General features: G+C 36.7%; 8 protein-coding genes and 1 pseudogene. 4 read left to right on the top strand and 5 right to left on the bottom strand.

What is annotated here, in order from left to right:
* Nucleotides 1-207: 207 nt before the first annotated feature.
* On the top strand, nucleotides 208-2,403 hold the full coding sequence (locus H539_RS30955) for a YheC/YheD family protein (RefSeq protein WP_081415934.1): 2,196 nt from the start codon (nucleotides 208-210) through the stop codon (nucleotides 2,401-2,403).
* Nucleotides 2,404-2,708: 305 nt separating this feature from the next.
* On the top strand, nucleotides 2,709-4,031 hold the full coding sequence (locus H539_RS0117545) for a YheC/YheD family protein (protein WP_026694591.1): 1,323 nt from the start codon (nucleotides 2,709-2,711) through the stop codon (nucleotides 4,029-4,031).
* A gap of 734 nt (nucleotides 4,032-4,765) precedes the next feature.
* Here the strand turns inward: H539_RS0117545 and H539_RS28970 are convergent.
* On the bottom strand, nucleotides 4,766-5,704 hold the full coding sequence (locus H539_RS28970) for a C40 family peptidase (RefSeq protein WP_051348658.1): 939 nt from the start codon (nucleotides 5,702-5,704) through the stop codon (nucleotides 4,766-4,768).
* Between the two features lie 695 nt (nucleotides 5,705-6,399).
* On the opposite strand from H539_RS28970, the gene H539_RS28965 reads away from it, so the two are divergent.
* Nucleotides 6,400-7,167 carry a serine hydrolase gene (locus H539_RS28965; protein ID WP_081415933.1) on the top strand — a complete coding sequence of 256 codons (768 nt, stop codon included), beginning with the start codon at nucleotides 6,400-6,402 and terminating at the stop codon, nucleotides 7,165-7,167.
* A gap of 236 nt (nucleotides 7,168-7,403) precedes the next feature.
* Here the strand turns inward: H539_RS28965 and H539_RS30240 are convergent, their stop codons facing one another.
* From H539_RS30240 to H539_RS0117520, 4 genes and pseudogenes are all read right to left on the bottom strand, one after another.
* The gene (locus H539_RS30240) at nucleotides 7,404-7,832 is read right to left on the bottom strand and encodes a CotY/CotZ family spore coat protein (protein WP_051348656.1); all 429 of its coding nucleotides are present in this window, start codon (nucleotides 7,830-7,832) and stop codon (nucleotides 7,404-7,406) included.
* A 33-nt stretch (nucleotides 7,833-7,865) separates the two neighbouring features.
* On the bottom strand, nucleotides 7,866-9,077 hold the full coding sequence (locus tag H539_RS0117525) for an ATP-grasp domain-containing protein (RefSeq protein WP_026694590.1): 1,212 nt from the start codon (nucleotides 9,075-9,077) through the stop codon (nucleotides 7,866-7,868).
* Nucleotides 9,078-9,950: 873 nt separating this feature from the next.
* Nucleotides 9,951-10,070, bottom strand: a pseudogene (locus H539_RS32865) (lysozyme family protein); the annotation flags it as partial.
* A gap of 404 nt (nucleotides 10,071-10,474) precedes the next feature.
* The gene (locus H539_RS0117520; protein WP_026694589.1) at nucleotides 10,475-11,875 is read right to left on the bottom strand and encodes a Mur ligase family protein; all 1,401 of its coding nucleotides are present in this window, start codon (nucleotides 11,873-11,875) and stop codon (nucleotides 10,475-10,477) included.
* Nucleotides 11,876-12,282: 407 nt separating this feature from the next.
* Here H539_RS0117520 and H539_RS28955 point away from each other — a divergent pair, with 407 nt between their 5' ends.
* Complete coding sequence (locus tag H539_RS28955) at nucleotides 12,283-12,996, top strand: tyrosine-type recombinase/integrase (protein ID WP_245602210.1); 714 nt, start codon at nucleotides 12,283-12,285, stop codon at nucleotides 12,994-12,996.
* The last annotated feature ends 72 nt before the right edge of the window (nucleotides 12,997-13,068 follow it).

The following is a 13,068-nucleotide window of genomic DNA, read 5'->3' as shown; positions in this document are numbered from 1 at the left end:
GAATCATTTATATAGTATGAGATATTTAATAATACGCCACATACATGTGCGGAGTTTTAATGGTATAGGGACGGAATTGTTATTAGAAAATTTTGATCAGCGCCTAATTTTTAAGTTCATTCCTCTCCGAAAAACTCCACATTTATCCATACCCCGAGGGTCGCAAAAAGCATATTCTATAGTTGAATTGCAAGAGGGGGACTATTTATGACTTTAATAGGCATGCTTCACCATCGAAAAGATCCTAAAACAGTATTAAAATCCTATGCTTACGCGGTTGTGGCAATGGCAGAAGGGGCGGATTTTGTTTATTTTTCACCTAAAGGAGTAAATTTCGCAGAGAAAACCATAAAAGGATATGTATATGAAAAGGGAGCATGGATAGAACGAATTACACCCTTTCCTGATGTTATTTACAATACAGGGAGTCCTGAGAAGTTGGAAAAGGCCAGAGATATTATCCTAACACTGCAAGATACAATTCCATTTACGACAGTCTCAATCGGAAACAAATGGAGTGTAAATGAGCGGCTAAAAAAAGGAAAGGAATTCGTTAAATATCTTATACCTTCGAAAATACTAAAGGAATGGAAAGATCTTTACGAATTTCTACTTGCCTATCACGATGTTGTGGTAAAACCTTTGGATGGAAGAAAAGGTCAAGGGATTTATTTTATCAAAAGAACAGAAAATGGTTTTATTGTAAATAAAGATTCGAAGGATGTTTTCTACTCCCAGGAGGAATTACACCCGTTTTTAAATCAGTTACTCGAAGAAAATATCTATATTGCTCAGCCATATATTTGCAGTAAAACTAAATTTGGCCAGGCGTTTGACCTTCGCCTCCATGTACAGAAAAACGGGCAGGGCAGATGGGTTATCACAACAATCTACCCGAGAATCGCTCCACCCGGAACGATCATTACGAATATAAATAATGGCGGTTACACCAATTATTTAGAGCCTTTTCTAAATCAGGAGTTTGGTGCGGAGTCTGCGTTTAATATGAAGCAGACACTCGAATATTTTACCCTTTCACTCGCCCGTCACCTTGATGAACTTCAAATGCTAGAATATGAAGAAGTCATTGATGAAATTGGCATTGATATTGGTTTAGACCAAAATCAAAAAATATGGATTTACGAAGTAAATTGGCGCCCCGGCTGTCCGCCCGCCTTTTATTTAGAAATGGATGTAGTACAAAATACCATTCAGTATGCCATCTATTTAGCGCATAATCAGGACAAAATTAAACACGAAATCCAAGAGGTAAGGAAAAAAGATCTGACTAAGCGGAATATCCCGATTATTGCGGTTACGGGGAGTTCAGGAAAAACAACCACCAAATCCTTTATTGCCTCTGTTCTAAATACAAGAATGAATATATATGAATCCAGGGATTATTGGAACACGACTGACCATACAAAAATGCATGCAAAGGAAATCGACTCATCGCATGAAGCAATTGTCCTCGAGTATGGTATGGCCTATCCAGGGGTCATTACGGAGCATTGCAGTATTATCCAACCAAACATTAGTATTGTCACTAATATCGGATTAGCACATATCGGCAATTTTAACGGTGATATTAGAGGTATAGCTCATGCTAAATCGGAGTTAATTCATGGCATGAAACAAAATGGAGTCTTATTTATTAATAGTGATGATGAAAACTCCAGATATCTTGAAACCGATCGATTTAAAGGCAAAATACTCACTACAGGCATAAGAACTCCATCTGACTATCGGGCCTACGATGTGTCGTATGGCGAGAATGGCATGAACTTTAAAATGCAGCTTAGCGGTGAAGAACATTCATTTTTTATTCCGATTTTTGGCGAGCACCATGTTTACAATGCCATAAATGCCATTGCAGTTGCGGATTATTTAGGAATGACACCACTTGAGATAAAATCAGGCCTCCTATTTAAAAAACCCCCCCGCCGAATGACAGTCTACCATTTAAATCAATCTGTAACTGTGATCGATGATACCGTTCATTCCCAGCCGCAAGCAGTATTTGCTGCGATTGATGTTCTAAGAAATATTGGACCTGCAAGGAAAGTCGCCATCCTTGGACAAATGCGGGAACTGGGCAATTTATTGCTGGAACAATACCAAAAAGTTGGTAAATATCTTGTTGAACAAGGTATTGATCATTTAATCACTTACGGGTACAGAGCGGATACAATTGGGCTGGGAGCGATTAATGCCGGGATGCCGTCTGAAAATGTCAGACATTTTGCGGATAAAGATTTGATGCATCGTTATTTATTAGAACTCATTCAAGAAAACGATGCCGTTCTGGTAAAAGGTGCAAGCAAAACCAATATGTTTGAAACCGTTGAGTTTATCGTTTCTGCATTAGGTGAAATTGAGGCAGAAGCAAGTAAAGGTGTCTAAGTTAATCACGATAAAGAAGAACCCATACCTGTTTAATAGATATCGGTTCTTCTAATTTCATATCACAGTCAAAAAGATGTAGAAGGAGGTGAAAAATAAATGGGTTTAAATCCATGCCCTTGTAAGTTTCGTTTAGATATTCAAGGGAATAAAGCCACAGCAACGGCGGTAGTAGTTAACTCTGGTGGAGTGGAAACTCGATTCACAGATACAATAAACTTCAGCTGAGGAATGTTTTACTGGCTGCCCAAATTGTAATCCTCATGTTGATAACTTTAATGTGAATATGGAAAGGGGGTTTTTAAATGAGTAAACAAATAAGAGGAAGATGGCGTCAGTATCAAAAACTCTATTCTATTGAGGCCATAAGACCCTTTTTATTAAAAACGGAATTGTTTGATGAAAAAACCTTTTATCGTAACCTGCCCTCTCACCTAACCTTTAAGCCTTGCTATGGCCAAAGGGAAATCATTATATCTAAATTGGATTACTACGATGAGAAATATAATATAGTTGATAATAGTGTTACAACCACCGTAAGCGGAAAAGCAGACGTCCTTGATTACTTAACTGGAGTTTGCAAAGAAGGGCAATATTATCTGCTGCAGGATACAGAGTTCCTATACAAAAGGGAAGGTGAAATGGTTGAACTGCTGGCCACAGTACAAAGAGATTTAAATTCAGTATGGCAGGTTACAGACATTCTTGAGGAGCAGGGAAATTTAAAAAATAGAATTACCGGGTTTTCCCGAAAAAAAATAGCTGAAATCGCTATTGAAACGGCAATAAGTATTGCAGGTGATGACCCCGCATGTTTCACCGTTTTAGTTGAATTAGGATTATTAGACCAACACCTATGGATCAAAGACATCGAACTGCACACCCCCAAGAGCAAGTGGAGCCAGCATCAAATCTTATCATCTGTTAACGAATTGCCTCCTTTTCTCCCCCATACCGAACTTGCCACCCCGGATACCATCTTTCATTTTTTAATGAAATATCAAGAAATCATGCTAAAGCCTTGTTTGGGTCAATGGGGGATTGGCATTGTAAAAATATCCTGGCAAAAAGCGGATAGTTTCGAGTTACATCACGAAAGAGGAAAACTCAGGTTTAAAGGCGTCCAAGAAATGATTAATTACCTGGAGGCCAATTTTTTGTCAAAACAAAGATATATCGTCCAGGAAAGAATAGATTTGGCAAAGATCGATGATTCTGTCATTGACGTACGTGTTATGGTCCAGCGGAATCATAGTGGCAATGAATGGGAAATCACTGCAAAGGCAGTGAAAGTGGCTTTCAAAGACTATGTGGTCACCAATGCAGCCAAAACCATTATGTCTCTGGAAGAAGCCTTAGAATCTTCTACAATTAAAAGTATTAAGGAAAGTTCACTGTTAACAATGGATAAGGTTTGTACGATTTGTTCAGACGTATTGGGAAAACATTACCTGAATGTTACGGATATCGGCATAGATATTGGTATCGATAACAGAGGTAATTTTTGGATTTTCGAAACGAACCTCGTTCCCGATATTTCACTATTTTTAAGATTAGAGGACAAAAGTGTGTATAAAAATGTAGTAAAAAAGTGGAATGGCTGGGTAAGAAAGCAATCTCCCCAATAATTCCGCTATTGGACTACTGCGCACGTCCAAAATATTTTAATGTACCCCCAAATAGATATTGTAAGCATTAAAATATCTCTTGCTAGGTACCTAATCCTTTTCCAACATCCTGGCCTACAGGAGATGAAATGAATATGGGAGTAACAACGTCTGCGCCGGTTTTAGTTACTGTCTGTCACCTTAACTACCCTTTCAGGCAGCGAATCTGCCACGGTAGCAGTACCTGAAGCAGGTGGACTTGTGAGTGTTAACTTCACACTGCTCGGGTTACCTATCAGTTTACAAAATATTCCTTCCTACAATGGCACCAATTACGATGGACTTTACAGGAATAGCTGTTATCACTGTAAATGCGTCTTATTAGATTCATTCTCAGCTGGACTAGAAGGCAGGATAGCTGAAGCCTCCGAAGAGAAAATCAACAAAGAACCTATATCCATTAAAAGATACAGGTTCTTTGAAAAATAATTCCGCAGATAAGAATGTCGGTTCAAAATTTTTTATTGTACCACATGTTTTGCTGAAAATATTGATCGCTTTGTATACATATACTATGCCCGTATCAAATGTGTAAATACCAAAGCATTGTCGCCTCGCTCTTGTTGCCAAATCCACCCTTTTTCATATTACAACTCTTCATTTAGAATTCCCTACCGTGGTTTTTGCCTCTTGCTTCAGAGGGTTTGAAGAATTGAAACATAGAATGGTGGAACAAGGTTCCGAAGGCCCCCCTCCTACTGACCATAAGAGATACGTCTTGCTGTAAGGAATTGACTAGCACCGCCAGCTCTTTGGAAATCTGATAGCACTCTAGTATTCGCCTTACCGTTATAAGCATAAACTATTCTAGTATCTCCTGTGTAAATGCCTACAGAATAGGCTGTAGTCCCATTTGAACTTAAGAAGACCAGGTCGCCTTTTCGGAGCTTTGATGGGACTGAGATAGTAGTACCCATTCTCATTAGACCAGTTAGAGTTGTTGCACTAATAGGGGTATTGTACTTATTAAATACATCCTTCACGAAACCGATGTGTGTTAGACTAGAAGCTGGCAGTTTGCTTGCATTATTCAACTCACCGTATGCTATATCTGAGATGTGATCTCCGAATGTAGCTGGGTTAGCATCCATTAGGCTAGGCAATACTCTTCTAGCTGTTATATAGTTATTAATCCAGTAAGGTGTAGTAGTAATGTCGGTAATACAAATATTCTGCTTCGGGTCTGCCATCTGTATTATTTTGTTGTTCCCTATATACATGGCAACATGGTTAATCTTACCTCCGGGGGTTGCGGAAGAGAACACTAAGTCTCCCGGCTGTAACTGATTTTTTGGGACGTAATACCCCATTTGTGCATAGTTACTTTCATCATATGTTGATAGGTTAATCCCATTTTGTCCAAAGATAAAGTTTATATAACTTGCACAAGAAAACTCATATGGATATGTCTTTTTATACACTGTGTTACTGTAAGTTGCTTTTCCTATTAATGACTTCGCAGTATTTATGATAGCCTGCGCTTTAGCATTTACGGCAGTTTGGTTATTATAGGGGTTTGGTATAAGAGTTGCGGCCTCTGCTTTATGTGTTGCCTGTAGGGTAGGAACCTCGAAGCTGAATGCAGAGAATAGAATGGTTGTTGCTACTGCTGTTTTTATCATACGTTTTTTCATAAGTACCTCCTGCTTATATCAAGATAATTTTTTTAGAAATAATAAGTCAAATAGGACTGAATCTCCGACCTCTGATTAAAACCACACTGCAATGATTGTTTTAATGTTATTTACCATTTTTAGACTTCCATTTCCTGTGTTGCAGACATATCTTAACATGGATTATTTCGCAAAAAAATAACAGGGAGTTGCAAAATCAATTACAAAAATGACAATTATATTACTATAATATTTCTCGGTAATTGAAAAATCAAAATAAGGTTCTATTAAAAAGTGAAATAAAATTGTATTTTTTAATTAAAAATTCAGGAAAGCGTTGCAACTATAGGCTTCTTTATGATAGGAAAAAAGTTCCTTTGACATTAAAAATTTTCACTACCCTCCCGGCCTTCACTCCCTTTTTCGTTTTAAAACCATCCAAGAATTGGATGGTTTGTCATTAGTGATTACGGCCGGTTTACAGTGCGGAAGTGGTAACTTTAGGATGAACTGTGAACCTATGTAACCCTTGTAATAATAAAAGAGCGGAAAACCCTCGCTCTTTTACCCTTTTATGGTTTTAGATTCCACTACTTTCAGATAACCGGGTCGTATTTATCTTTTTGTAATCTGCCAAATGCCGTTACCAACATATTTTTTCTGCATATATTGGCGAGGAATACCAGTTAAAAATAAGATAAAATAGAGGGAAGGGGATTCTTGTCAATATTAATGATCTTAATGCTAAATCAGTAATTCTCGTTCACTTAAACAGCGGAGATATTCTTTTTCAAAAAAACGCAGACCAAAGGTTGCCGAACGCCAGCCTTACTAAGATTATGACAGCCCTTCTGGTCATTGAAGAAGTCCAAAAGGAAACTATTCATCTCAATGACCATGTTAGGATAAATTATTATGCCGAATCTATAATTGGTTCACGACTAATGCTTAAATATAACGACACTATTTCTGTAAACGATTTGCTAAAGGGGCTTATGATTGCTTCGGGGAACGATGCTGCAGTAGCACTTGCTGCCCATACAGAGCCAAGCATAGAAGAATTTGTACAAAAGATGAACCAAAAAGCTAAAGAAATAGGGCTTGTCAATACTCATTTTACTAATCCTCATGGGCTGCATTCATCTGAACATTATTCATCTGCAAGAGATATCGCTACACTTTCCCAAAAACTTATTGAATGGAAACCAATACTTCAAATTTCAAGTCTGCCTACAGCAAAAATTTTTATAGGACAAGCACCCAAGACGATAAAAAATACAAACCCATTAATAGGAACCTATAGAGGTGCAGATGGGTTAAAGACTGGGTATACGCCACAAGCAGGTTTCTGTTTAGTTGCTACTGCTATGAGAAATAATCATAGAGTACTTGCGATTGTGCTGGGCGAACCCTCACGAGAAGTAAGGAACAATGAAACCATAATGCTGCTTGATTATGCTTTTTCGTTATTAATTACTGATTAACTATTGTTTTCTCTTGGATAATCTTACATTTTATCGGAATTATTTCTTAGGCAGTAAGGAAGTAATAAGCCAAAGTATTAAGGACTTTGGCTTATTGTGCTTAATTACTGTAAAATAAGTTAGCTTTTTCCCTGCAGCATTCTTCATTACATTTCTTATAATATTAGTGCTATTTGAAGAAACTGTAATACACATTAATACGTTTTAATCCATGATTGATCTAAAGCAAGGAAAGATTAACACTTGTTATGTTTACAATCCGGAATAGGACGGTTGACTAATTCACGTGGCAATATTTGCAAACCGCAAAAGTGATTTAGAGACACTGTAATTAAATGGTCAGTTTCTAAAAGGGAATAAAGAGGGCCGGGAAATTCAACTGTACATCCATCGATACCGACAGGCTCAAGTAAAGCGAGGACAGCACAACAGTGCTTTTCATCTACACTTTTCAAAATAAAAAATGGTGAAGTGAAATACCCCGTCAACGCTATCCCTTCAAAAGGATTGCCACTATTTTTAAAAAGAATAAACGGAGTTGGTTTTTCATTCTCATCAAACAGAAACAAAAGTTTTTCTTTAGTAAAAAGATCATTGATAAAATACTGTTCAGCTAAACTAAATTTTAACGAGTCGTATAAATGATCTTCATGGTGACGGTGCATTGTAATACTCCTTTTCAAAAATATTCATTCATTTCATTTAATGTGAAATTTGATTAAGCTTGCAGCATCTAATGCTATGGTCTCTGTTTCTGCCTTAGAACTACATTTAGCTAATACATAACCGCAACGATTTCCCATCGATAAAGGGGGCATTAAAAAGTCCCCTTTTTTCGGTTTAATAAATACTTCTACAACACCAGGCACGTTTGATGCTTGATTTCTTCCTGTTACTTTTATCAGTTCCCCAGCTGAGTCAACTGTCATAAAATGAGCACAAACTGTATCTTCTCTGTCCCTTGTCAATACTGGCTCACTGCCCAAATAAACCTTAATAATTTGTTCCGCATAATCTATTCCATATGCCTCTTTTATCAGGTTGTTCATTACCCCTCCTGAGATACGAGGATTTGCTTCAATAAGCTTCCAATTTTCACTGACACATCTTAACTCAAGATGACAGTTTCCATTCACTAACCCTAAATCCCGGATAATTTCATGAGAAACACTCATAAGGGAATTATATGACACTGGATCTAATTCTGATGAAATACTGTATCCGGTAACAATAAACCTCTCACTTTTTGTAATTTTCTGTTCAATGATTGCTGCAATATTGATGTTTCCTTTATGGACAATTGCTTCTACAATGACTTGCGGCCCATCAAGGTATTCCTCTATCAGTATGTCAGTCTCCGGAGTTTTTTTCTGTATATTCTTTATTCGATACCATAACTGTCTTTCAGAGGTAACAAGAAAAACATCCTTTGACCCGCAAGATTGGGGCAATTTTACAATCAAAGGGAATTTCCCCCTCGCCTGTTTGAGCAAGTTGGGAATAGTGTCATTTTTTTTGAAAATAAAATACATGGGGGAATAAGGCTTACCATGAAGGAATTGTCTTGTTAATAATTTGTCTTCCATGATTCTCATTGAATCAATTGAAAGATTGGTTTGACAAAATTCATTAGATAATGTGGCTGCAAGATGTACAAAGGAATCCAAAAAACTAATGATACAGGTAATTGATTGTTTTGAGTGAATCTGTAGAATGGTCTCTATTATTTTTTCAGTATCCTTTAAATCCACTAGATGAAACTCATCTATTTCGGAGAAGTCCTCCTTTTGTGTTAAAAATTTTTCTTTTTCAGTGAGCACGTGGACATTAAAACCAAGCCTTTTTGCAGCTTTTATACCTTCAAGGGATGAACCAGTTTTGTTCGTGCCTATAAAAATAATTGATTTCAAAACCATACACTCCCATACACTCAGAAAAATTACAGATATCCTAACCTCCTGTCATAATTCAAGTTATTCAACCTATCCATTAAAGGTTTGGGCTAAATTGAAAGAATTACCGTTTAAGTAACAGGGTGAATATTATAGTTTGTGACTTTTAAGCACTATCCGCCTATACATAACTATTTTATGAGAATTATATAATTACTACCATAATTGTTATTTAGCTAGGTATTACTGACGAAGAAGACTTAAAGGTATTCAAAGTAATATGCAGAGAAATCACAACGGAGAAGAAATGTTCTAAAAATAGGCATATATCGTCCTTATAAAAGATCAACCGTCCGTTTGATTAGAAGTTGACTAACATAAAAAATTGAGACACTAAAAAACACCTTCGAAATGGTACACTCAATACAAGTGCCCAGATTGGAAGTGTTTTGCGTGGGCAAAAATATATATTCAAGGGAAACTAAATGGACAGTAGTGAATTATCTGGAACGAGAATGAAGTAAATCAGTTTTTAAAAAACCGCAAAAGGTAACAGATTATATCCATTCTTTGGTGTTGGTGGTCGATCTATGGGTAGAAGGATTCTTTGAGGTCTTTGAAACAGTGGTTATGGCTTTCCAATTTACAAGAATGGGGTGTTATTGGAAATTCGTACGGCTGCCTCTTCCGTCTTGTTCTCTCAACGATTATCTTTTGGTTGGAGGAATCATAGGAACCCTTCCATCACTTGTACATTAGTGGCACAGCTACTGGTGTAATTGTTTATGCCTTAAGTGCGCGGGAAGTTGTTCCGCTCGTGCTCATTGGCTTTTGAAGCATATATAGATCTAACTAGAAGCCGTGCAAAGCTTGGGTAAAAGCTATAAATGCAGTAATGGTATTAGGGGGTAATCCGATGCTTTTTGATGATTGTATTACGTCCAAGGGGTTTCCTCCACTTTCTTGCTGGAACAGGGCAATGATAACCGGAACTTCCTGTAAAACCCCATCTGAGTACAGCCGGACAGCATTTGTTATGAAAAGACAGACTACTAAACAATCTCTTCAAGTAATATAACTTTTTTACCACTACAGGCAAAACCGAAAAGTGAACATTAGTAATAAAATAAAGAAAATTTTATGCTCTTTTATTATTATCTTTTAGGTTATGAAGGTCATCAAAGTCCTATATGATCTTAAACTAAAACCAAAAAATGATTGCCGGCGCAATCATTTCTTAAGCTCAATCATCAATAAGTGTAACTAAGTCACCCTAATGTATAAAAGTTTATTCCTGAAGTACGTTTTTTAAAAAATGTTACCTCCAAATTGAATAAGTGTTTACAGCAGCAACTTCTAAGCGCCCTTCCTCCATCATCATATATATATATTTGCCTAATTCTACAGTTCTTTTTTCAATCGGATCCCTTTTTTTCCTTTAATTTTGCCACTAACCTCTTCATTCCCCTGCTTACCATGTCTCCTTTTAGTAATATCAAACTATTTTCATCTATTTTTTCAACTAATAAATTATAGGCTAGAGAGTAACCGAAATCGTCAAACATATGGACTTCACAGCCGATTTCTTGCTCCGCGACATAGGAACCAGTTTTTCCCGCAAGCCAACCAATTGTAATGAGGATATCAACCCCGTAGTGACAAATGATTTTTCCAACTTCCATTTGCATTATTATTCCCCATGCTCCTAAATCTGTCATGCTGTCAATAACAAGGATTCTTTTTCTTCCGTTGGAAAGTTCATTTAATACTTTAACCGCAGATTCTAATGAAGTACTTGTTATATTCCAGGAATCATCAAGAATCGTTGAGCCTTTAATTCCTCTACACTGTTCTAAATGCCTCGGCAAATTTTTAAAGGACGTCAACTGATTAATTCCATCTGGCAAAGAGACACCAATCTCATTAGCGACAGCTAAGGCAGCTAACGAATTGTAAACCTGGTTCTCCCCAAATCCCGGAACGTATACATCATATTGGTTAGTGCCAACATTCAAAGTATACTCCATTCCATTTTTTGAATATCTAATATTAGTCGCTTGGTATTGGGCATGCTCAGTCAAGCCAAATGTAACCACTCTTCCTGAAAAATTAGCTAAGCTCAACTTTCTGGTATTTTCATCATCAAAATTTAGAAACAATACTCCCTCATCCGGTAAAGAATCAATCAGTTCACCCTTTGCCTTAATATACCCCTCCTTCGTCCTACAGGTATTTAAATGATGGCTACCGATATTTGTGATAACTCCCATTGTCGGTTGAAAATATTGACAAGCATGAGATATGTCCCCTGGTTGACCAACAGCCGTTTCGAACACAGCAACCTCCGTAGACTCATCAATTCCTAATAAGTAACTTATATGGGCTGTGCGTGAATTATTGCTGAACCCTGTTGCTTGAACATTTAGTTTGGACCTTAGAATATGTTTGATCATTTCCTTTGTCGTGGTTTTCCCCGAAGTACCTGTAACGGCAACAATTGGAATCTGGAACTGGTTACGATAAAAACGGATGAACTTCCAAAAGGCAGCTTCTATATCATTTACTTTAATAATGGCTAAAAGGTTTTCATCTTCTACATTGTCATAAAAATGTTCAGTCACAATAACTAACGGAGCATACTTATTTAATTTATTCAAATCTACTAACTTTACACTTTTTCTTAGAAAAAAAATGGTATTTGACCTTTTTATCTGCTTTAAACGATAGGCACCATAAAGAATTTCTATTTTTTCTGATCCTATTGTTAATTGACCATCAATAATAGGAAGAATCTCTGAAACTATCATTGGCTTCATTTTGTACAAACCCCCCTTATCTGTTTATAATATGTTAATGGAAAAAATGATGTGTCTTTATGGACAGATTCGTAAAAAATGTACATTAGTTTAGTGACTAAAAAATCTCCCTACAGGAAAATCACCTTATAAAAATGGTTGAACCTGATAACCCCTACTGTGGATTGAAAATTTTTTGGGATGTAAAAGCGAAAGAATTGATCAAAGGTATCATTTCAGCCTTCGTTTTCCATTCTGCTACAACGATTTGTATTCATCATCCTTCTTTTTGAATTGCCGTGAATACAGCTTGTCCACTTTCCGTTAAATGGCTGGTGAGGAACACCAGGTCATTACTGAGTATCCTAAGGTTGAGGTACCTTTCCGTTTTAAAAAGTATATTCCACTATGCCGTACACGAGTTAGTAGTGCTGGAAAAGAATCCTGCTTTAAAAGTCCCTGTGCAGGACAGTGTAGCATTGAAGAAAGATGTGAAATATTTCAGCCTTAAAGAACTAAATATTCTTTTGGAGTACATGATGTCCTATAAATATCAACGGTTTCCAGAATATCAACTTTACTATATGCTAATGTATTTTTTAAGTAGGACAGGTTTACGTATCAGTGAAGCCCTAGCATTAAAGTGGTCAGATATTGATGGAAATAAAATATCGGTAAATAAACAGACAAGAAGAACTGATAACAATGAAGTGAAAATCACCACGCTAAAAAATTCATCTTCTTATCGTACAATCCAAATGGAAGAAGAATTAGTACATGAATTAAGGAAATTTAAATTAAAGCAAAACGAAATGATTTTAAGTTACGAGGGCTTCCAAATAAATAAGGATGGCATCATTTTTCAAAATTATCTAGGGAACTACTTAACGCCTTCAACTGTTCGAGATTCGATTCGTGATTACTGTGCAAAAGCCGCCGGTGTAGAATATAAAGGCACGGACGGATTTAGGCATACACATGCAGTGCTTCTGCTTGAATCTGGGGCTAGTATTAAATACGTATCACAACGATTAGGGCACAAAACGATTAAAACAACAGCTGATACATATTTGGATATTACCGAAAAAATAGAAGAAGACGAACTTAAAAAGTTCGCCTCCTACACTGCAAAGAAACCCTGAATCGGCACAAAATCGGCACATTCATTTTTCCTTGCATTATCAAATACTCTCAAACGTTTATATAACAGTGTT

Origin of the sequence: Peribacillus kribbensis DSM 17871, from assembly GCF_000430765.1 — a bacterium.
Lineage (GTDB): Bacteria > Bacillota > Bacilli > Bacillales > DSM-1321 > Paraperibacillus > Paraperibacillus kribbensis.
This window is presented reverse-complemented; position numbering and strand designations above follow the sequence as displayed.